The 22,862-nt window shown below is 38.9% G+C and carries 14 protein-coding genes; 10 read left to right on the forward strand and 4 right to left on the reverse strand.

Translation table 11 applies throughout. From position 1 onward, the window contains the following. Window positions 1-2: 2 nt before the first annotated feature. Complete coding sequence (locus tag DUT69_RS17360; RefSeq protein WP_113654523.1) at window positions 3-1,766, reverse strand: hypothetical protein; 1,764 nt, start codon at window positions 1,764-1,766, stop codon at window positions 3-5. 138 nt (window positions 1,767-1,904) lie between these two features. On the opposite strand from DUT69_RS17360, the gene DUT69_RS17365 reads away from it, so the two are divergent. From DUT69_RS17365 to secG, 5 genes are all read left to right on the forward strand, one after another. Further along, on the forward strand, window positions 1,905-3,437 hold the full coding sequence (locus tag DUT69_RS17365; protein WP_113654524.1) for a MiaB/RimO family radical SAM methylthiotransferase: 1,533 nt from the start codon (window positions 1,905-1,907) through the stop codon (window positions 3,435-3,437). A gap of 93 nt (window positions 3,438-3,530) precedes the next feature. Continuing rightward, complete coding sequence (locus DUT69_RS17370; protein WP_113654525.1) at window positions 3,531-4,763, forward strand: sigma-54 interaction domain-containing protein; 1,233 nt, start codon at window positions 3,531-3,533, stop codon at window positions 4,761-4,763. 83 nt (window positions 4,764-4,846) lie between these two features. After that, a complete protein-coding gene (locus DUT69_RS17375; protein WP_113654526.1) occupies window positions 4,847-5,359 on the forward strand; it encodes an LptE family protein in 513 nt (170 codons plus the stop codon). A 32-nt stretch (window positions 5,360-5,391) separates the two neighbouring features. Continuing rightward, window positions 5,392-6,540, forward strand: coding sequence for a hypothetical protein (locus DUT69_RS17380; RefSeq protein ID WP_113654527.1), 1,149 nt, complete (start codon window positions 5,392-5,394; stop codon window positions 6,538-6,540). A 13-nt stretch (window positions 6,541-6,553) separates the two neighbouring features. Then, on the forward strand, window positions 6,554-6,907 hold the full coding sequence (gene secG, locus DUT69_RS17385) for a preprotein translocase subunit SecG (RefSeq protein ID WP_113654528.1): 354 nt from the start codon (window positions 6,554-6,556) through the stop codon (window positions 6,905-6,907). A 537-nt stretch (window positions 6,908-7,444) separates the two neighbouring features. On the opposite strand, the gene DUT69_RS17390 is transcribed toward secG, so the two are convergent. After that, on the reverse strand, window positions 7,445-9,703 hold the full coding sequence (locus DUT69_RS17390; RefSeq protein WP_113654529.1) for a GH92 family glycosyl hydrolase: 2,259 nt from the start codon (window positions 9,701-9,703) through the stop codon (window positions 7,445-7,447). Window positions 9,704-10,222: 519 nt separating this feature from the next. Between DUT69_RS17390 and groES the strand changes: the two genes are divergently transcribed. The 5 genes from groES (at window position 10,223) to DUT69_RS17415 (ending at window position 20,391) form a co-directional block, all read left to right on the forward strand. Then, entirely contained in the window at window positions 10,223-10,516 is a 294-nt protein-coding gene (gene groES / locus DUT69_RS17395; protein ID WP_113654530.1) for a co-chaperone GroES, read from the forward strand. 114 nt (window positions 10,517-10,630) lie between these two features. Beyond that, window positions 10,631-12,268, forward strand: a complete 1,638-nt coding sequence (groL, locus tag DUT69_RS17400; protein ID WP_113654531.1) for a chaperonin GroEL — start codon at window positions 10,631-10,633, stop codon at window positions 12,266-12,268. A gap of 197 nt (window positions 12,269-12,465) precedes the next feature. Next, window positions 12,466-18,396, forward strand: coding sequence for a PKD domain-containing protein (locus tag DUT69_RS17405; protein ID WP_113654532.1), 5,931 nt, complete (start codon window positions 12,466-12,468; stop codon window positions 18,394-18,396). After that, window positions 18,393-19,415 carry a PorP/SprF family type IX secretion system membrane protein gene (locus DUT69_RS17410; protein WP_113654533.1) on the forward strand — a complete coding sequence of 341 codons (1,023 nt, stop codon included), beginning with the start codon at window positions 18,393-18,395 and terminating at the stop codon, window positions 19,413-19,415. Before DUT69_RS17405 ends, DUT69_RS17410 begins: the two co-directional genes overlap by 4 nt. A 319-nt stretch (window positions 19,416-19,734) precedes the next feature. Continuing rightward, the gene (locus tag DUT69_RS17415) at window positions 19,735-20,391 is read left to right on the forward strand and encodes an MgtC/SapB family protein (protein ID WP_113654534.1); all 657 of its coding nucleotides are present in this window, start codon (window positions 19,735-19,737) and stop codon (window positions 20,389-20,391) included. Here the strand turns inward: DUT69_RS17415 and DUT69_RS17420 are convergent, their stop codons facing one another. Then, a complete protein-coding gene (locus DUT69_RS17420) occupies window positions 20,392-21,786 on the reverse strand; it encodes an alpha-L-fucosidase (RefSeq protein WP_113654535.1) in 1,395 nt (464 codons plus the stop codon). After that, complete coding sequence (locus DUT69_RS17425) at window positions 21,783-22,703, reverse strand: energy transducer TonB (RefSeq protein ID WP_162796350.1); 921 nt, start codon at window positions 22,701-22,703, stop codon at window positions 21,783-21,785. The genes DUT69_RS17420 and DUT69_RS17425 overlap by 4 nt, the downstream gene beginning before the upstream one ends. Between the last annotated feature and the right edge of the window lie 159 nt (window positions 22,704-22,862).

Consider the following 22,862-nt stretch of genomic DNA (forward strand, 5'->3'; position numbering starts at 1 on the left):
TTTTAGTTCTTCTTTGCTTTCTCGGCTTTTCTTTCGGCTCGTTTTTTCTGGCGTTCTTCTTTCTTCGTCGTTTTCGGCTCTGGCATTTTTTTCATCGGCACAATGCCAATTCCAACAGTTTCTCTAATACCTACAAAAATGCTTTTCCACATTAGGTTAAAGAAAGACCCTTGAGGCTCTCTTTCAAAAGTAACGTTGGCTGTTCTAACGTCCTCCCCTTTTGTAGGGTTTTCATCCTTAATTAATATTTTGTTTGCCAAGAACGATAATAATCCTTTTGTCTCTTTTGTACCTTCCTCATTTTCGCCAAGCAAATTCACTTTTAAATTACTGTACTTAAAACGCACCATACCATTAGACCTAGAAACGTTGGCGTTAATGTTAAAATAAGCACTTTGTACATTGCCGCTCTCAATTTCGATTAAACCTAAAGGTTTGGAAAGTGGATTTAAAGCCACCATATTAAACGGCCCAATATTACCCGAATAACTAAATGCCGCATCTTTTGCAGTAAGGTTAAAGTCTATCTTAACAGCTAACTTACCCTTGCCCATTACGTAGGTACTCAAATTTGCGATTGCATGATTATCTTTTAAAAGCCTTACAGAATCATTGGTTAGATTTTTAACATCGCCCTGCAAACCAATTAGCTTAAGGGTACCACGTTCTTTAGTTTTTTCGCTAAACTCGGTATAGGAAACATCAACTTTGTTTAAACTTAAGGTTTCTACAATTGTTGGAATCGGCAATCTTTTTAATGCATTATGCGGATAGTTTCTGCCTTTATCAAAATTAGGCGGTGGCAATTCCCTATTCATAAAAACTGCAACTTTAGCCGGGCCAATCGCTATTTTTTTAACGTTCAGTTTTCCCTCGTCGTTTAAGCCGATAAAATCTACTCCTTCTAAATTTATTTCGTTAAAACTTAAATCGTATCTGTCCTTTTGCGTATCATATTTACGACTAAAAGCCAAATCGGCAAACATCGGAATCATCTTTAGTCCGTGTATGCTAACACTTCTATTAACTATCGAACCTTTAACCGTATCGATTTTTAGCGTGTACATTTTGTCTTTTGATAATGAACTGTAGCCACTCATGCTAAAAGCGATCTCCTTGCTATGAAAAACCCTGGTCGTATCAAATTGTGCTAAAGAATCTATTAAAATATCCTTTACATTTACAGATAGGTGTTTTACCGAATTAAGTTTAGTTAAGCCGTTATAGTAATCAAAATCTGCATCTATAACTTTTACGCCGTTAACATCTATAGATTTTAATGATTTCGAAATTTGCTGGTAAAGTGTTTTATTGTCCTTAACCGTATCCGTATTTTTTGGAACTTTATTGTACACCATGTCTATCGACGGATGATCCAAAATGATGGCTTCCACATTTACCTTCTTTTTAAAATACGCCGTAAGTATGCCAACTCCACCAATTTTTAAGTGTGCTAATTTTACTCTAAACAAGTGTGTTGGCGCTTTTTTTACCGCTTTCAATTGTGCAAACACAGCGCTATCTGGATAAAGCGAAATACTATCTAAAACTACCGAACCAGTTAAAATATTTAGATGGATATCCTGAAAATTAATTTTATATAACTTGTTAGAACCTTCGTAAACACCCTCTTTTATTTTGGTAGTTAACAAAGGTTTCCATTTTGCACTTAGATAAATTACTCCAGCGCCAATTATTAATATCAGCGCTAGCAAAATACCGCCAACCCATTTTGCAATTTTTTGATGCTTCTTGTTTTTAAACATGCTCCCCATTTAAGCATAAATACAAATTAGTGCTTGTATTTGTTTGATTATTGTAAGGACACAGAATTTAACGCTGACAATTTGTCATTTTATGATTATATTTTGTATTTTTGAAGCCCCAATAAAATAATAAAATTGATGATTGATTTACAGCTTCCAGATAAGAAACACGATGAGGCAAGACAAGGTGAGGCGTTAATTTTAGCTGAGCCAAAAGGCGATGGCAAAAAGCTTTATATTGAAAGTTACGGTTGCCAAATGAATTTTGCCGACAGCGAAATTGTGGCTTCTATTTTAGCAGAAACGGGTTTCGAAACTACTGGCGATTACCACCAAGCAGATGTAATTTTTATAAATACTTGCTCTATTCGCGAGAATGCAGAGACGCGTGTAAGAAATCGCTTATCGCAGTTTGGCGTAGAGAAAAGAAGAAATCCGAAATTAATTGTTGGCGTTTTAGGCTGCATGGCCGAGCGTTTAAAATCTAAATTTTTAGAGGAAGAAAAACTGGTTGACGTAGTTGTTGGACCAGATGCTTACCGTGATTTGCCAGGGTTAATTAGTCAGGTTGAGGAAGGACACAAAGCGGTAAACGTAATTTTATCTCGTGAAGAAACTTATGCTGATATTAGCCCAGTTCGTTTAAATAGCAATGGCATTACCGCTTTTGTAACCATTATGCGGGGCTGCGACAATATGTGTTCTTTCTGCGTAGTTCCTTTTACAAGAGGTAGAGAGCGTAGCAGAGATCCTTTTTCAATTGTTCAAGAATGCAAAGAACTTTTCGAAAATGGTTATAAGGAAGTTACTTTGTTAGGGCAAAACGTAGATTCTTACCTTTGGAAACAACCTAAAGCCGAAACCGTTAAAATAGACGATTTAACGGATGAAATGAACACCTTAACAGGTGATGCATTGCTAGAAGCTTTAAGCAATAAAAACGAACTGCCAGAAAAGCTAGTTAAAAAGGATGAAGAAGCTGGCTCCGTAAATTTTGCACAACTTTTAGAAATGGTAGCGGCAATTAGTCCAGATTTGCGTGTTCGTTTTTCTACATCGCATCCTAAAGATATTACCGATGAGGTTTTATACACTATAGCAAAACACGATAACATTTGTAACTATATTCACTTACCGGTACAATCTGGCAACAGCAGAATTTTGGCGCTGATGAACAGAACGTACACACGAGAATGGTACATGAACAGAATAGATGCTATTCGCCGTATTATTCCAGGTTGCGCCATCTCGGCTGATATTATTGCTGGTTTCTGTACGGAAACCGAAGAAGAGCACCAAGATACATTAAGTATTATGGATTATGCAAAATATAATTTTGCTTACACTTTCTCTTATTCAGAACGTCCGGGAACTTTGGCAGCCAGAAAATACAAGGATGATATTCCTGAAGATGTAAAGGCACGCAGATTAGCAGAAATTTTTAAAAAGCAACAAGAAGATTCTCTAGCCTGCTTAGAAGAATTTGTTGGCCAAACCGTTAGAATTTTAATCGAAGGTTTTTCTAAAAAATCCGACAAAGAATTTAGAGGCAGAAATGACCAAAATGCAATGGCTGTTTTTCCGGTAGTAGAAAATATTAAACCTGGAGACTATGTAAACGTTTATATAGAGCGTTGTACATCAGCTACGCTTATTGGTAAAATTGTTTAAGATTAAGGAGCAAGGAACAAAGAGTAAGGATAAAAGGCAAAACGCAAACATCTAAATACTTTGTACTAAATACTAAAAACCTTAAAATACTAAATGGATATTCAAGACATAAAAAATAGGTTTGGCATTATAGGTGGTTCGCCACTTTTAAACCGAGCTATAGATATAGCCAGACAAGTTTCTCCAACAGATATGTCTGTATTAATTACGGGGCAAAGTGGTAGTGGTAAAGAAGTGTTTTCTCATATCATACACCAAATGAGCACCCGTAAGCATGGCGCTTTCATTGCTGTAAACTGTGGTGCTATTCCAGAGGGCACAATCGACTCTGAATTATTCGGCCACGAAAAAGGATCTTTTACCGGCGCACACGAAGCTCGTAAAGGCTATTTTGAAGTTGCCAACGGCGGAACCATATTTTTAGATGAGGTTGCCGAATTGCCATTAGGCACACAGGCTCGTTTGCTACGTATTTTAGAAAGTGGCGAATATCTTCGCGTAGGTTCTTCTAAAGTTCAAAAAACCGATGTACGTATAATTGCAGCTACTAACGTAGATGTTTATGATAGAGTTAAATCTGGCAAATTTCGCGAAGATTTGTATTACAGGTTAAACACCGTTCCGCTACGCATACCTGCATTGCACGAACGTAAGGAAGATATTTATTTGCTTTTCCGTAAGTTTTCTGCTGATTTTAGCGACAAGTATCGTAGCCCAGGCATACAATTAGAACCAGAAGCAATTCAGATTTTAAGCAATTACAGCTGGCCGGGCAATGTTCGTCAGCTTAAAAATATTGCAGAGCAAATTTGCGTGTTAGAAAGCGATAGAAATGTTAGTGCGCAAGCCTTGCTTAACTATATTCCTAACGAGCAGGCTAGCAATTTGCCAATGGCCTTAAAGAGCAGTACCAAAGAAGATTTTTCTGAGAGAGATATTCTTTATAAAGTGTTGTTCGACATGAAAAAAGACATGGTAGAGCTTAAAAAACTGGTGGCAGAAATTATTCAGAATGGTGGCAACACAGCTCATATTATTGCCGATAATCCGCAATACATTAATCAGCTTTACCAAGATTTAGATTTACCTACTAACAATAGCGAACCAACATTAACAATAAAACATCCTAACCAAAATGCGCCAACAGATTACAATTATGCGCATGATGTAGAAGAAGTGGAAGAATCACTTTCTTTGGTTGATAAGGAATCTGATCTCATCAAAAAAGCTTTAAAGAAACACAAAGGCAAGCGTAAATTTGCGGCGCAAGAATTAGGCATTTCCGAGCGAACGTTGTACCGCAAAATTAAAGAGCTTAACTTGTAAATCATTTTATGTAAAGAAGAAAGCGCAAGGCGATAATAAAATAAAAGTTAGGCCGTTTCTTCACCATTAAATAAAAAACACAAATGAAAAAATTAATATACGTTCTGGTAGTTTTTGCCTTTTTATTAGGTTGTGGCTACAAGTTTAACGGTGCTTCCATTCCGCCTCAAATGAAAACTGTAAACGTTGAGTATTTTGAGAACAATGCGCCTTTGGTGGTACCTACGTTAAGTCAACAACTAACCGAAGACTTAAAAGAACGTATCAGAAACCAAAGTAAATTAAGTATTACACCAAACAATCCTGACGGTGTTTTTACCGGTAAAATCACCGGTTACGAGATTAAGCCAATTGCTATACAGGACAACCAAAACCCAATCGCTGGCGCCAACCGTTTAACCATTACGGTTATGGTTAAATATGCCAATAATGTTGATACTGCTGGTTCAAAGGCAAATTTTGAAGAATCATTCTCTGCTTTTGTAGATTTCTCTCTAGCCGGGCAAACACTACAATCGCAAGAGCAAAGCTTAATTAAACGAGTAAACACCCAACTTACAGAGAACATTTTTAACCGTGCTTTTGCACAATGGTAAGAAATTGAGTTTTCAATTATTAACTTAGCGGCATGGAGCTAGATTTACAAACTAAACAACAACTGGCAAATTTACTTTCGCAACCCGAATTGGTAGCGCAAGCAGATGCTAATATGTTGTCTTCTTTGGTTAAAACCTATCCATACTACCAACCTCTACATTTATTGTTAGCCAAAGCTAACGCTCAGCTGCATGGCGCTTTAGCAACAGCTGCATTATATAACAACGGCAGTTTACTTCATCAAGTAATTCATCAACCGCAGCAATTACCAAAAGTTGCCGTAAAAGTAGTTTCTTCTTCTTTCGCCATCAAGGCGGATGAAATAACAAAGCCTGAAGTTATTGTTGATGAACAGGAAACTTTCAACGAGATCGATGAATCTTACCTAGAAGTTGTTAAAAAGCAAACAGTTGATGAGCAAGAGGTATTTGATGAAATTGTAGAGATTAACACGAGCGAATTTGCGCCAACTTTGGCAGATGAGCCCGCAATAATAGCGCCCTTTGTTGAAACTGAAGAGACAAAACCGAGCATACCCGATGTTGTTGCTTTAGAAAACATTGTTTCTACCGATTTTTTTGAATTTGAAAAAAGCTTTAGTACCGAACAAATTATTGTGCAGGAACCTGCAAAATCGTCGATTCCTGTAGTAGAAGAATATAACCAGGAAGCAGAAGAACAAACCGTAAGCAAATATAACGACGATAAGCTACCTTATACGTTTTTGTGGTGGCTGGCAAAAACCAGAAAAGAGCACGAGCAGATTTTTCAGCCTTATGTAACGCCAAAAAAAAGTGCAGTTGTAGCTAACCCAAACGAATTGCAACAACAGTATGTTGAGCACATTTTCCATATCCAAACGCCTTTTAATGTTGGCGACGACACGAGTCTAGATAGGTCAAACGATTTTGTAAGCAGAGGAAATAACATTATAGATTCGTTTATTAAAAACGAGCCACAAATTGGTCCGCCGAAAGCAGAACAAATAAATACAGAGAACAAAGCCAAGAAAAGTGCCGAAGACCATAACGATTTGGTATCCGAAACTTTGGCATCCATTTATATCGAGCAAATGCTTTATCACAAGGCGATAGATACTTATGAAAAATTAAGTTTGAAGTTTCCAGAAAAAAGCCGTTACTTTGCCGACCTTATTCAATCTTTAGAAAAGAAAATTTAACAACATATTTTACATGGTAACGTCTTTAATCATTTTATTAATTATTTTATGTATTGCCTTAGGTTTATTTGTATTGGTACAAAACCCTAAAGGTGGTGGTTTAGCAACTGGCGGTTCTGGCAGCAACATGTTTGGCGTACAACGTACAGGCGATGTTTTAGAAAAAGGAACTTGGGTATTATTAACTTTAATCGTTGTAGTATCTTTAGCAATTACTACAATTGGTAAATCTGGCTCTGGTTCTTCTAGCACAGGCTCTAAAATTGACGATCAGATTAATAAAGCAGCTGTTCCATCTGTAATTGGTGGCAACAACCCTGCTGCAACTACTCCAGCTCCTAAAGCTGGCGACACAACAAAAAAATAATTCTTTAATTGAGATATTTAAAACGCTCTAGCTTATCGGCTAGGGCGTTTTTTTGTTTAGCGCTAACGTCATTCCCGTGAAAACGGGAATCGCAAAGCTATAGGGCTTATTAATTGCATTAAGATGCCCAATCTGGTTGGGCATGACGTAGAAAACTTTGCTACCGATATAAAATCGGTACAAGTTATAGGTGACAAAATCTGTTTTGAAAGACAAAACACCTAAAAAGCTCTGTCATTCCGACTTTGGAGGAATCTGCAAACTGTGTTTTAAATCACAAATAGATTCTTCGCTTTGCGCTGAAAGACAAACTCCTTTTTGAAAAACTAACACAATGGGGATTCCAAATCCGTCGAATCATTTTCTTCGCGATGCCTGTCAGAACATCTCGATTAGGAAATTTTTCGTCATGCTTAATTTATTTCAGCATCTGTTCTGCATGAAAACCTGGAATAAATTCAGGGTGACAATTCCTTAATAAAAAGGGCATTAAAGGAGTTTGAAAAAGATTGAATAATCGAAACCAGTTTAATAAAATCAATCCATTTTAAATGATGGCGGTATAGCGTCATTTCCGGCTCCCCAATTCTTATTCGGATTTTTGCCCATCGTCAATTCTAAAATCCCGCCTTTCATTAGCTCTTCGTGAGTAAACCACGACTTGCTCCAAACCTTTCCGTTTAATTTTGCACTTTGAATAAATTTGTTTTCTGGCGAATAATTAATGGCGCTAACCGTAAAAGTTCTACCATTTCCAATATCCAAAATTGATTTCTCAAAAACCGGACTTCCAATTACGTACATCGGCAAACCTGGTGTAACAGGATAAAAGCCAATCTGCGAGAATACCACAAATGAAGTCAAGCCTCCTCCATCTTCGTCGCCTGGGATACCCATTAAATCATTTCTAAACCATTGATCTAACAGCGTACGTACACGTTTCTGCGTTCTCCAAGGTTCTCCGGCATAATTGTATAAATAAGGAACGTGCATTGCCGGTTCGTTACCCATAGAAAACTGACCAACGTTACCGCTATGATCTGGATAAGTATGGTAAAAATCGTAGCGGCTTCTGCCCAATGGTTTGTTAAACATGTCTTCTAACGCGTTAACAAAATCCTTTTTACCGCCAATGAGTTCAACTAAGTCTGCCACATTGTGTGGCACGTCAAAGCGGTAAACATAGCCTGTATTTTCAGAATAAGCGTCTCTTGCGCCAACGCCCGGCGGAAAGCGGTAATCGAAATTCGGCCAAAACTGGCCCAAGGTATCTTTAGGATGGAAAAATTTGGTTGCTTGATTGAAAACCTTTCTATAGTTTTTGCTACGCTCTAAAAAATAGGCTGCTTCATCCTTTTCACCAATCGCGGTCGCAATTTTCGACAAACACCATTCATCGTAAACGGTGCCCAGCGAAACCGCAATGGGTTGTCGACGTTCCCAACTATGCACTTCTGGAACTGTTTCTTTCTCTCCTGGCGCTAAAGAAGGAAAATAGCCTTTGTCCTTATAAAACTGATCTAAAACTCCAGCCGGCTTTGATGACCAAGGCGCTAAAGTCTTTTCCGTTATTGCTGCCTTTGAAACCGTATAAGCTTGTTGCAAATTAAAATCCTTTAGTCCTTTCGCCTGCGCATCGGCAACCATTGCAACAGCATGGTTAGAGTTCATCCTTCTACTATCGCCTGTTACCTCCGGGAAATTTGGCATCCATGCTTTTGGCATTTGCTCGGTCATGGTGATGTAGGAATGAATCATATCATTTTCCATCTTCGGCTCTATAATGGTTCTTAAAGGATGCGTAGCCCTGTAGGTATCCCAAATCCAATCATCGGTATAAAAATTACGACCTCCATCGTTGTGTATCTCGCCATCGTAGGCGCTATAATATTTACCGTCTTCAGAAATGGAAATCATTCTCTCGTAGGTACGATACAGCGATGTATAAAATACCGTTTTCGCATTTTCATCTTTTCCAGAAACCTTTATCTTTCCTAATGTTTGGTTCCAAATGTCTTTTCCTTGCTTAGCAACGGCATCTAAATTGTAATTTTTAATCTCTCTTCTTAAGTTTTTCTCTGCTTGCGCTACGCTGATAAACGAGATGCCATAACGAAGTTTAATGCTTTTGGTATTTGCAGGGAACTGCATTACATAATAAACGTTGTTACCCTTTGTTGTATTTACATCTGTTTCCAATTTATCGCCCTTGTGGCTTCCAATAAGTTGTGGCTTTACATCCGTTTCTAAGTAGATGTAAACTTTGGTTTTATTGTCTAGTTGCTGAAAACCGCTGATACTTTTATCGGTTTTGATTAGTTCTCCCCTACGGGTATTAAGAATGAGGAAAGGTTGTTGTGTGGAGGCGAACTGTAGGTTATAAATACCCGATTGATGCGAAGGTGCATATTCCACTTTCACATCTATCTCGTCTAAATCTGTGCTATAATAATAAGGCTTAATAACTTCGTTATCGTAACTCAAAGGAATGACGTTTTTAATAGCCGCAATACTTCCTTGGTAAGGACTTAAATTAAAAGCAGAGCTACCGCGATGACTGGTAACCACCAATGGCAAACCATTCAATTGGTTACTGGTATAATTTTCTCGTTCTGGATAAACCCGCAACATGCTGTTTGGCAAATGTACCGTTGGGTAAGTTGGCACCAACAAATGACTGATGTTTCCGATGTATGGATTTACATAATCTACCGGGTTTTTAGTAGTTTGTGCAGTTACTTGTGATGAAGTAAAAATTAAAAAGGCTAGCAAAGCCCAAAGCTTATTTTGTTTCATACATTTCAAATGTAATCAACTTGAGGTTAAAAAAAATCGTTTTAGTAAATATTTTAATCGGATTTTATTAAGCCTTGAAAACTTTTTAGCCTGTTAGCGAACGAGAAAATTCGTGAAAGCTAATTTCTGTCCTTGATTATTTCAGCAGATTTCTTGGAACTGGAGACGACTAACAAAATTGCCAAAAGCTAAGCTATATACAACCCAAAATAAATGCGAACTGCCTTGCAAAATAGCCCCGACAGTAGCGAGCATGAAGCCGTAGGCGGAGTAAAGCGGATGGCGGGACTTTCTGCTAAAAAATGTTGTTGCAATTGCGCTTCAAAATATTTTCAAAATTATAAAAACTAAACAGGTCTGTCAGTCTGACACTTAATTTTAGCGCTTATTTTAAACTTACTGACAGCAAATGTAAATTTGACAAGGCAAATGCGGTTGGCACAAAAACTGATTGCTACTTAGCATCGTATAGAATTACGAGTTAACTCAAATTACAAAAACTAAAAATAAAAAGTATTTATGGCTTTGAACTTTAAACCTAACGGAGACAGAGTAGTTGTGGAAGCAGCTGCTGCGGAAGAAAAAACTGCTTCTGGTATCTACATTCCTGATACCGCAAAAGAAAAACCTCAACAAGGTGTTGTTGTTGCTGTTGGACCAGGCAGACATGCTGACCAAACTGGAACTTTGATTCCGCTTAACGTAAAAGTTGGCGACCAAGTTTTATACAGCAAATATGGTGGTACTGAAGTTACCATAGAAGGCAAGGAGTATTTGATTATGAGAGATTCTGATATTTTAGGAACTCTTTAATAACGTTGTAATGTTGCAACGTTTAAATGTTGTAATGTTAGAAATAAATAGTTAAGCTGTTGGAAAAGAAGATTTCAACTTTCCGACTTTAAAAACATTAAAACAATATTAATAATGGCAAAACAAGTAAAATATAACGTTGAAGCACGTGACGCCCTGAAAAGAGGTGTTGACATTTTAGCGAACGCAGTAAAAGTAACTTTAGGCCCAAAAGGTCGTAACGTAATCATTGATAAAAAATTCGGTTCTCCGGCAATTACTAAAGATGGTGTTACTGTTGCAAAAGAAATTGATTTAAAAGACCCGATTGAAAACATGGGTGCACAAATGGTTAAAGAAGTTGCTTCTAAAACTGCTGATATTGCGGGTGATGGAACTACAACTGCTACCGTTTTAGCTCAAGCAATTGTTACTGCCGGTATTAAAAACGTTGCTGCGGGTGCAAATCCGATGGATTTAAAACGTGGTATTGATAAAGCTGTTGCTGCTGTTGTTGCTAACTTAAAGGAGCAATCTCAAGCTGTTGGCGATGACAACAATAAAATTAAACAAGTTGGTTCGATCTCTGCAAACAATGACGATGTTATCGGTTCGTTAATTGCTGAGGCGATGAGCAAAGTTGGTAAAGATGGTGTTATTACTGTTGAAGAAGCAAAAGGTACTGAAACTGAAGTTAAAACTGTAGAAGGTATGCAGTTTGACAGAGGTTATTTATCTCCATACTTTGTAACGAATGCTGATAAAATGGAAGCGGAATTAGAAAGCCCATACATTTTAATCTACGACAAAAAAATCAGCAACATGAAAGAATTGTTGCCAGTTTTAGAAAAAACTGTTCAAACTGGTAAACCATTGGTTATTATTTCTGAAGATTTAGATGGCGAAGCTTTAGCTACGTTGGTAGTTAACAAAATTCGTGGCTCGTTGAAAGTTGTTGCTGTAAAAGCTCCAGGTTTTGGCGACAGAAGAAAAGCAATGTTAGAGGATATCGCAATTTTAACTGGCGGTATTGTTATTTCTGAAGAAAGAGGTTACAAATTAGAAAACGCTGATTTAACTTACTTAGGAAGTGCAGAAAAAGTTGTTGTTGATAAAGATAACACTACTGTAATTAACGGTGCTGGTCAGTCTGATGATATTAAAGCTCGTGTTGGTCAAATTAAGGCTCAAATTGAAACCACTACATCTGACTACGATAAGGAAAAACTACAAGAGCGTTTAGCTAAACTTTCTGGTGGTGTTGCAGTACTTTATGTTGGTGCGGCTTCTGAAGTAGAAATGAAAGAGAAAAAAGACCGTGTTGATGATGCTTTACATGCAACTCGTGCAGCTGTAGAAGAAGGTATTGTTGCTGGTGGTGGTGTTGCTTTCATCCGTGCGGTAGCTTCTTTAGCAGATCTTAAAGGAATTAACGAAGATGAAACTACAGGTATCGCGATTGTTAAGCGTGCTATTGAAGAGCCATTGCGTCAAATCTGCGAAAACGCAGGTATCGAAGGTTCTATCGTAGTTCAAAAAGTTAAGGAAGGAACTGCAGATTTCGGCTACAATGCTCGTACTGATGTTTACGAAAACTTAATCGGTGCTGGTGTTATCGACCCAACTAAAGTAAGTCGTGTGGCGTTGGAAAATGCAGCTTCAATTGCAGCGATGTTATTAACTACAGAAGTTGTTTTGGCTGATGAACCAGAAGAAGCTGGTGCTGCAGCACACCCTCCAATGGGTGGTGGCGGTATGGGCGGTATGATGTAATCTGCGCCCAAAATGCCTTAAACGTGATTTTAAAAACGTTGAACAAACAGTTAAACGAGAAAAATAAACGTTTAAACATATAACAAAAACCCCTTAAAAAGCTTTTTTAAGGGGTTTTTTCATTTTTTTTAGTTTCTTAAAACAATAAATATTTAATTATCATTTAAATATTATATTTACGCACCTATTGTTTTGTTGTGAAGCTAATCCGTTTGTTGGTCCTAAGCTTGTTGTGTGCTTTAACGGCGCCTACGTTTGCCCAATTAAGTTTGGGTAGTGTAGATGCTGGCCCGTATACGCCCGGAAGTTCCATTGCAGCAACTTTTACAATCGACCCTGCAGCTTGTTACACGCAAGGCAACATCTTTACGATGCAACTCTCTGACGCGACTGGAAATTTTGCGACACCAACCACAATTGGAACATATAATAGTTTTTATGCCACGTTTGTAAACGGAACGATACCAGCAAACACTCCAGTGGGCAATGGCTATAAAATTCGGATTATTTCCTCTGCGCCAGTTACAACCTCTGCAGAATCGGGAACGTTTTCGGTGGTTGCAGGCGATAAAGTTGAAGCAAAGCTAAATTCTAGCCACTATTATGGCGGTGTTGGCGATGCCTTCGGTTCCTGCGCTTCTAATAATTCTTTAACATTAACGCTCGGTAACGAGTCTACAGCTAATGGTACACTAAGTGCAACTATTACTGATGAGTTTACAAAAGCTGTTACTAACCATACCATTTCTGGTGCTATCACCTTTAGTCCAGAAAAAAAGCATTATACCATTTTCGCTAAAGTACTGATGCCAAATGGTACTGTTGCCACAAGAGCATATTTTATTATAAATAACGAGACTATAACAGCATTTTCTACTACAGGAAACAATGTTGTTTGTTTACCTGGCGGAAAACTAACTTACGGTATAAATATATCTGCTAACAATGGTATTGGACTGAATTTTCCGGGAAATATTTATAGTATTAGTTGGGGTGATGGACAAACAGATAAGTACACATTTTGTGATTTGAAAAATGGAACTGTGTCTCATGAGTATACTCGATCATCATGCGGACAGAACTTTGTTTCTGGTGGTTTAACAACATATAACGTATTTGGAATCAATATCCAAATGAGCAATCCATATTGCGGAAATATCGGAACTGCAATATCCACCACCGCAAGAGTTGTAAACCAAACCCAAAACAGATTTTCCGGACCCACAACGGCCTGTAGTAATAATGCCGTAACCTTTATAAATACCTCTGTGCTTGGCGATAGCCCAACAAGTAACTCTCCGGGTTGTGAACCCGATAACGTTACTTTCAACTGGTACATAGACGGAGTTTTAGCGGAAGCGAATAGACCGTTATCGTTCAGACTAACTCGAACTTTAAGCGCTGGTACGCACACTATAAGATTAGAATCTAATAGCAGTTCTGGCTGCCCGTCTATTCCTGCCACACAAACTATATGTATTGAAGACCCACCGGTTCCAAGTTTTACGCTACCTGCAATAGTCGGCTGTGCACCATACGATATTACGCCTACAAATACTTCGGTTGTAGATAACAGATGCGGTTCTGCAGTAACTTATACTTGGTCAGTATCACCATCTACCGGTGTAACGCAAAATTATTTAACATCGGCTACAGCAGCTCCGCCTACTTTCAAATTTACACTTCCAGGAAAATACAACATCGGTTTAACCATTACTACAGCAGGTTGTGGAGCATTTACAGCACCGCCACAAGAAATAGTAATAAACCTACCAAGAACGGTAACACTATCTCCAGACATCACTCTGTGTACGCCTGGCACTTTTAATTTCTCGACCGTAAATAGTCCAACTCGCACCGTTTATTCTGGTAACGATTCGCCTACTTTAGACGATACTTATACATGGACAGTAACTGCATCTAATGGAAAACCTTACTCTTTTGTCGGGCCTTCTAATGTAAAATATCCAACTATAAAGTTCGACGATTTTGATACCTACACTATTACTTCAACAGTAACCAATATTTGCGGCACTAATAGCGATTCGCAAGTGATCACGTTCTCCCCTTCTCCGGTTCCAAATGTCAGCTTTGCTAAAACAGCAATATGTTATGATGGAATAGCCGATGTAACAGGAACAATTACCGGAACCTATACAGATTTTAGCTGGGCTGGCGCAGGAACTTTTTCAGTTGGAAATGCCTTTACCAATGATGTATCAAAACTCAGTACAACCTATACGCCAACACTGGCCGAACGAAATGCAGGTTCGGCAACTATAAAACTTTTAGTTAATACCGGATTGAGTAATTGCGCTCGGGTTGAGAGAGAAGTAACGTTAAGTATACTACCGAGGAACCGCCAAACCAACCAAACCTTAATTATATGTACTGGCGATAAAGTTAGCTATACACCCTCGTCTACTGTTGTTGGCAGTACATTTTCATGGACAGCTGCTAACGCAGATGGTTTTGCGAGCGGATTTTCTGCAAGTGGCACAGGAGCAATTGACGAAACAATTACTAATAGCAATTTTAATACCGCTGCAGTTATTGTTTATACCATCACACCAGAAAGCAATGGCTGTATTGGCGAGCCTTTTACTCTTACTGCAACTATAAATCCGAGGCCTGATGTTACGGCAAACGTTGTAAAACCTGTTATTTGCAGTGGCGACTTAACCGACATAACCCTAACTTCTAATTTTAATGGAGCTAAGTACAATTGGACCAGTGTTGCAACCGCAGGCATAACAGGCAATACGAATAAAACTAATTTAAATGATGTTACTGGCATTAGCGACCGATTGATTAATACTGGAACAATATCTGGAACGGTTACGTACACCATTACCCCGCTATCTTCGGGAAGTTGCGGTGGTGCGCCAATAACTGTAAATGTTACAGTAGATCCGCAACCAACTACCCCAAATGCTGGAGTAGATGAAATTCTATGTAACGCAACTAATTTTACCCTTAAAGGAAATACTCCAACAGTTGGAGCGGGCGTATGGACAGAGGTTACCACATTTGGCGCAACATTTACTGACGCTACCTTGCCTAATGCAGAAGCTGGCAATCTACAACCTGGCAACACCTATATTTTTAGATGGACGATAACAGGTTCTTCCAATTGCGCCCCAAAAACCGATGAAGTAAGCATAAAAATTAATCCTGCAACAGTTGGCGGTACTACAGATGGTACGAATACCGTTTGCGCTGGCAATAGCAACGGACAAATAAATTTAACCGGACAGGTTGGAAATATCTTAAGATGGGAACGGTCTGCAGATGGAACCAATTGGCTTCCTATTGCTACAACCGCAAGCTCGATAAACTACACGAATTTAACTACTACCACACATTACAGAGCTGTTGTACAAAGCGGCAATTGCGCTATAGAATTTTCTACAGTTACCATTATTACCGTAAATATTGGTGCAGTAGGCGCTAATGCCGGTGCAGACCAAACAATTTGCAATGCTAGCTCTATCGCCCTGGCGGGAAATAATCCAGGTACCAACACTGGCGTATGGACTTTAACCTCTGGACAAGCTAGTGTAACTTTTGAAGATGCAACTCAGTTTAACACAAAGGTAAATGGATTAGTGGGTGGAGAAACCTATACCTTTTTATGGACTATTTCTGGTTTACCGCCATGCCCTGCAAGTAGCGATGCTGTAATCATTACAAATTTGGCCGAAATCGCCAATAATAATGTAACAGTCGCAAGCACTACGGTTTGTACCGGTCAAACCATTACAATTACTGGAAGCAATCCAACTGGAGGAAATGGAACATACAGTTATGTTTGGCAAAGTAGCATTGATGGAACTAACTGGACTACCATAAACGGTCAAACCGGTATAAATTTGAACGTAACTGTGGCAAGAAGTTTAAGCTACCGTCGAATTACAAATAGCGGAAATTGTTCTGCTACAAGTACAGCCCTAAATATTGTTGCACTTCCACCTATTGCTAATAATACGATTTCGGCCGACCAGACCATTTGTACTGGAAGTGCCGTTGCTTTAATAACAGGATCGCAGCCAACTGGCGGAGATGCTACAAATTATACCTATGGCTGGGAACAAAGTACTGACAACGGCACGACTTGGGTTTTCGTGGCCAATGCAACTGAGAAGGATTACCTTCCCCTAGGCGTTACGCAAACGACGCTTTTCCGCCGCCTAGTTAGCAGTGGCTCTTGCAGCGGAAGTTTGCAGCACGCCAGCAACAACGTTAAAGTAACCGTAAACCCTAACGCTAGAGCGGTAATAACTTATACCAACGACACTGGTTGTTTTCCATTCGTTTTAGATGCCACCAATGTAAAGGCAACAATATTTGCCGACAGAAATGCAACTTACACCTGGTATGCAGATAATGTTGCCATAGGAACCGGTACAAATTTTCCAGGTTATACTATCACCACAGCAAATACCAACGTAACTATTAAGCTGGTTACTACAAGCAGTTTCGGCTGTTTACCGGATGAGACCACCCATGTGTTTAGTACAAGACAAACCGTAATTCCTGCTTTTACACAAGACAAGATAAATGGTTGCGGACCGTTAGATGTGGCGTTCAGAAATACTTCTAATGTAACTAGTGGCATAACTTTTAGGTGGGATTTTGGCAACGGAACTACATCTAATGCTATTAACCCGGGTGTGATAAAGTTTTTACCAGATCCAACTGGCGAAGACAAAGAGTACACCATTACTTTAGAGGCTACATCGCCATGTGGCATACTAAGCTCTACATCAACCGTGTTGGTTAGGGCAAATCCACAAGCTGTATTTTCTCCAAATCGTACTGCTGGTTGTGCGCCATTTACAGTACAGTTTTCAAATACTTCGCCGGGAAATGATAATGTTTATTTTTATGATTTTGGCGACGGAACAACGTTAACAACCCGAGAAAAACGAACGGTTTCTCATACATACCAAACATTAGTTGTACAAGACTTTGTGGTTAAAATGATTGCCACCAACGAATGTAGTACCAGCGAATCTCAATATTCTTTAAGAGTTTCTCCAAACACTATTACGCCAGAACTTGTGGTTAATAGCAATCAACTTAGTGGTTGTGCACCATTTAGTGTAGACTTCTTTAACAACACAAAAGGCGCAAGCTCGTTTAAATACACCTTTGGCGATGGAAGTGTTGTTACATCGAATACAGTTATTCCAGAAAAACAGACCCACGTTTTTACCAAACCTGGAGTTTATACGGTAGAGATGTTAGCTACAAATGGTTGCTCGGTAGCCAGTACTACAGAAACCATAACGGTTTACGCACAACCTAAATTAGCTTTTAAGGGAAATGTTAATAGAGGTTGCGAAGGCTTAAGCGTTAAGTTTACAAATACAACTACAGACGCAGTAAGTTACTTGTGGGATTTCGGCGATGGAAAAACATCAACCCAATTTGAACCAACGCATGTTTATGATGCTCCACAAGGAAATTACACGGTTAAGTTAACGGCTTTTAATAGCCAAGGGTGCCCAACAACTAGCACGCTTACAGATTATATTCAAATTGTTGCACCACCTAAAGCAGCCTTTGCCATTTCGCCAGCCTCTGTTATTAGCATACCAGACTATACATTTAAGTTTACGAATGAAAGTACAAACCGTCCGCAAAATTACCAATGGAGTTTTGGTGACGGGCAAACTTCTACGCTTAAAGACCCGAGCCATAAGTATGCAGATACCGGCAGGTTTATGGTTACACTAAGAACATTTAACGAAGAAGGCTGCGTAGACAGCGTACAAAAATACGTTCACATTGTTGGTGTTCCAGGCTATGTTTATCTTCCTAACTCCTTTATTCCTGGCGGAAGCAGTTTAGCACTGCAAAAGTTTACTGCAATTGGGGCAGGAATTAAATCATGGCGAATGAGTGTGTTTAACAAATGGGGACAAGTACTTTGGGAAACGACACAGTTAGAAGACGGAAAACCTGTGGAGGGCTGGGATGGAACGTATAAAAATCAACCGCAGCCACAAGGCATTTATTTCTGGAAAATGGAGGTGCAATTGATAAATGGCACCGAATGGAAAGGTGTAAGCCTAGATAAAAAACCACCTAAGCGAACAGGAGAAATCTATTTGATACGATGATGAAAAGGATTATTGCGTGCATATTGTTTTGTAGTTTTTTCTTGGCCACTAAGGCTCAAGACCAATTGTATTCGCAGTTTTTTAATGCGCCTATTTACCTCAACCCGTCGTTAACGGGGCAGTTTGACGGGGATTTTAGGTTGAATATGATTTATAGGAACCAATGGAGCTCGCTTGGCGGAGATATGTCTTACATCAACGCTTCGGCAGATGTATACGTACCCAAATTAGCAGGCGGTGTAGGAATCTCGTTTAACCGAGGCACGGAGGGTGTAGCTTACTTAACAAAAAACAACATTGCAGCCACTTATTCTTATAGTGTTGGTGGCGATGAATTTTCTGCATCTTTCGGTTTACAGGCTGGTTTTACCAACAGAAGTGTAGATTGGAGCAAACTAGTATTTTCAGACCAGATAGATAGAAATACAGGCTACATTCCTGGCAGTATTTCTTCGGCAACTTTACCAGATGTAGCTAACAAATTTTACTTTGATCCTGCCGCAGGCGTTAATTTTATTTACCGAAACGCAATGCTAGGAGCTTCGCTTTACCATATTAACCGACCAGATGAATCTTTTAGCGGTACGCCAGCTCGCCTGCCAATGCGCATTGCCATAAACGCAAGTTTTAAAATGCCTTTAAGCCAAGGATTGGATTATTTAGATGATGATGGCTCATTTTTAATTCCTTCGGTTGTGGTGTACCGACAAGGAAATGTAAATTCTTTAAGCGCCGGTGCGCAATTTAAATACCGTGGCTTTAATTCTGGAATTTGGTACCGCACCAACCAAGCCGGTGGTTCTGATGCATTGGTTTTTTCTTTAATTTTTGATGTATTTTTAAACCGCAACGATAGCGAAAAAATCCGCGTGGGCTTAAGTCATGATGCTACAACCTCTCGTATAAATTATGCTAATACCAGCGGAAGTACAGAAGTTAGCGTTGGTTATGAAAAATATTGGGAAAACAGCTTGCGCTCAAAACGGTACAATGGTTTGAGGTGTAGTAGTTTTTATTAAGGTTAAGAATTTTGAAAGTGCTATTCCAGATTGTAATCTGGAATCTGTATGGATCTAATTCGTTTAAGCGAGCGTACTGCGAACTAACCGATTATGAGCAGGCTTAAATTATTTAAACCCGACAAAAGCGAAAATCCTTTTACCCCTCACTTTAGTGAATTTTAGGGTAAAAGATTGTAGCGGATGGCGGGACCAAAGTAGCGATGAAACACGATCAATGGTTTTCGAAAAAATATCTAATACGGTAAAAACCTTGCCCTAAAACCGGTGTTTGTTATTAAAATAATATTATCGAAATTAGTTTCGAGATCTACAAACTATGTCGAACATTTTAGAAGGCGCCCATTTAATTACGCAGGGCGAAGTAAACAAATTTTTATTGGCCACACTTTTATGCGGTTTAATTGGTGTTGAACGAGAATTTAGAAATAAACAAGCCGGCTTAAAAACCATGATTATGATTGGTTTGGGCGCTACGTTATTTACCATTCTGTCTGTTAAAATTGGGCATTCCAGTCAGGATAGGATTGCTTCGAACATTGTAACGGGCATTGGCTTTTTAGGTGCAGGTGTTATTTTTAAGGAAGACAACCAAGTTAAAGGCCTAACCACGGCCTGTGTTATTTGGATTGTGGCCGCTATTGGAATGGCCATTGGTGGAGGTTATTACGAACAAGCTATTGCCGTTACAGGCGTGGTTTTGCTGGCCTTGCTAATTTTTCCTTACGTAGAGAATTTTGTAGAGCGCAAGTTTACCAAGCGTACCTATCGCATTGTTAAAAAATACGAGAACGAAAGCCTCGACATTTACGAAGAATCAATTCGTACCTCGAGATTGAAGCTTCACAGAGGTAAGCAAGAATTGGCAAACGGCATTATTAGCGGCACTTGGACAGCGATTGGCAGCCCCAGAAACCACAAAAAGTTTGTAGACAAAATGCTTAGAGATACGAAAATTATTGCGTTTGACTTTTAATCAGTTGATTTTAAATACCAAAGCGTGTTGCAATTTTTTTGTAGAGGCTGATAAATGAATTGTTACATTATTATTCAGTTGCGTCCATTTGAGCTTTTCTTTTACGCCTAATAAATTTATGGTTTTAGCAGTTTTAGGTAACCCTTTTAAGTTTATTTTTAAAGGTAGAGAAGCATTTTCCTCCAATAAATAAATCGCGTAAACACTTCCATCCTTTGTAGTGGTGTAGCAAACATTATCTTGCTTGTAAGGAGCGATTGGTTTGCTGGCGTAAATGGCTTCTTTGTTAACGTCCATCCATTTTCCTATTCCGGCTAAACGATCAATAACGGCATCGGGAAAAGTGCCGTCTGGCTTAGGGCCAACATTTAAGAGGAAATTCCCGCCTTTGGCAACCACATCTACGAGTAAGTGCACCAGCTTATTTACAGTTTTGTATTTATCGTTTGGCACATACCCCCAGGCTTCGCCCATAGTCATACAGGTTTCCCAAGGATAATCCAATGGTTTTTCGGGCACTTTTTGTTCTGGCGTTTGATAATTTTCGTACTCGCCATGTACCGTTCTATCTACCATTATTAAACCGGGCTGCTTAGCTCTGGCCATCTTGGCAATACTCGGCATATCTATATCTTGATCCCAAGCTGGAATTGGGGCACCCCAAGAAAGCACTTCGGCATTTACGGTTGCTTTTGGCCTAACCCAACCACCGTCTAACCATAAAATATCTATGTTGCCATAGTCGGTCATTAGTTCTGCTAGCTGTTTATGGGTAAAATCTTTAAAATCTCTCCAGCGTTGCGGATGCAAACGGATATCGTAATTATTGTTACGATCTGGGGTAGCATAGCGTGGCCACCAATAATTTTCGTTATGCCAATCTGGTTTCGAAAAGTAGGCGCCAATCATAAAATCCTTTTTTCTAAAAGCCTCAAAAACTTCTTTAGTAATATTGGCTTTAGCGTTTGTTGAAAAGGGAACTTCTTTAGCCGTTATTTTATAATCAGATTGTTTGGTATCAAACATGGCAAATCCATCGTGGTGTTTAGTAGTAAAAACTACATATTGCATTCCTGCTTGTTTGGCATACGCCGCCCATTGATCAGGATTAAACTTAACCGGATTAAACTGTTTATTTAGATTAAAATACCATTTTTTGTATTCGTCGTAATTAACCGTGCTATCTCTAGGTATCCAATCTGCATCTTCAGAGTTAATGCTCCATGATTCTACAATTCCGGGTACGCTGTAAATCCCCCAGTGCATAAACAAGCCAAATTTTTTATCTCCCCATTGGGATAATTTTGCCCTTACCTTTTCATCCGCAGGTGCGGTATAAGTTTGGGCAATCGCAAAGTTGCATAACAATAAAAAAAGGATAGTTACTTTCCTCATCTACCTAAACTAAATTTAATTGGGAAATTATATTTTACACGCACTGGCAAACCTCTTTGAATACCCGGTTGCCATTTCGGAGAATCAATTAACACCCGCCTTGCCATATCGTCTAGCGACGGAAATAAAGGGTTTAATATCAATATATCCGTTAACTTGCCGTCTTTGTCAATTACAAAAGATAGTGCAACGCTTCCTGAAATTCGATTTGCAATTGCGTCCTTAGGATACCTTATTGATTTCCCCACGTATTTATAAAATTCGTTAACATCGGTCTTATATTTTGGCGGAGTAGATAAAGTTGTGTAAGGGTAGCTAACACTATCTTTAACACTCTTTCCAGACAAGAATTTACCCGCGTCGTAAGATTCTTCATAACTTGATTTCCCCGAACGGTAGCTGCCAAACCAAGTGCCGTTTTTAAGGCCATTCAAATAATCACCTTCTTCAACAAGTTCATCGTCGGCCTTACCAGAAATTTCTATAGCTCGTCCGTTTCCATCTTTAACCAAAACTTTCCCTAAAGAATCTGCAAAGAAGATCAACTTACCTTCAGGCTCATTTAAAGCTTGCATCGTATTTAAGCCTGATGGTTTTTTATCATCTTTATCGGTTAGTAAATAATCGAATTGCTTTTTCATTTTTCCGTTCCGGAAATAAAAATAAGCACTTCCAGATGGCCTCCCATTTTCATAATTAACGATACCTTCTCTTGAACCATTGTCGAAATAGGTAATTACTGCTCCTTCAAAAACTAAAAATGGTTCAAAAGCAGAAACTTTCCCGATTGTTTTTTTTTCGCCATTTTTATGATATTCATGCACTACAAAATTCGTTTCACCGGAATCAGGCTCTTGGATAACTCGGATAAAATCTGCATCATCCCGATGTGCAACTTGCCTATTATCGTTTTTCAAAAAATAAACATTTTGCTTTTTTTGCTGCGCTAGAGAAAATGAAACCGACAGTAGAAAGCAAACTGAGAACATCAATGATTTCATCACAAAAGGGATTGTTTTCGACGAATATAACCATTAATTAAATTATTTTAAGCTCAATGAAACGAATAATTTAAA

This window comes from Pedobacter namyangjuensis (assembly GCF_003313325.1).
GTDB lineage: Bacteria > Bacteroidota > Bacteroidia > Sphingobacteriales > Sphingobacteriaceae > Pedobacter > Pedobacter namyangjuensis.

Excerpts from the sequence above, each read along its gene's own strand:
- DUT69_RS17360 (WP_113654523.1), bottom strand. The coding sequence starts at position 1,766 with ATGTTTAAAAACAAGAAGCATCAAAAAATTGCAAAATGGGTTGGCGGT.
- groES (WP_113654530.1), top strand. The coding sequence starts at position 10,223 with ATGGCTTTGAACTTTAAACCTAACGGAGACAGAGTAGTTGTGGAAGCA.
- groL (WP_113654531.1), top strand. The coding sequence starts at position 10,631 with ATGGCAAAACAAGTAAAATATAACGTTGAAGCACGTGACGCCCTGAAA.
- DUT69_RS17380 (WP_113654527.1), top strand. The coding sequence starts at position 5,392 with ATGGAGCTAGATTTACAAACTAAACAACAACTGGCAAATTTACTTTCG.
- DUT69_RS17420 (WP_113654535.1), bottom strand. The coding sequence starts at position 21,786 with ATGAGGAAAGTAACTATCCTTTTTTTATTGTTATGCAACTTTGCGATT.
- DUT69_RS17365 (WP_113654524.1), top strand. The coding sequence starts at position 1,905 with ATGATTGATTTACAGCTTCCAGATAAGAAACACGATGAGGCAAGACAA.
- DUT69_RS17375 (WP_113654526.1), top strand. The coding sequence starts at position 4,847 with ATGAAAAAATTAATATACGTTCTGGTAGTTTTTGCCTTTTTATTAGGT.
- DUT69_RS17370 (WP_113654525.1), top strand. The coding sequence starts at position 3,531 with ATGGATATTCAAGACATAAAAAATAGGTTTGGCATTATAGGTGGTTCG.
- DUT69_RS17390 (WP_113654529.1), bottom strand. The coding sequence starts at position 9,703 with ATGAAACAAAATAAGCTTTGGGCTTTGCTAGCCTTTTTAATTTTTACT.
- secG (WP_113654528.1), top strand. The coding sequence starts at position 6,554 with ATGGTAACGTCTTTAATCATTTTATTAATTATTTTATGTATTGCCTTA.
- DUT69_RS17415 (WP_113654534.1), top strand. The coding sequence starts at position 19,735 with ATGTCGAACATTTTAGAAGGCGCCCATTTAATTACGCAGGGCGAAGTA.
- DUT69_RS17410 (WP_113654533.1), top strand. The coding sequence starts at position 18,393 with ATGATGAAAAGGATTATTGCGTGCATATTGTTTTGTAGTTTTTTCTTG.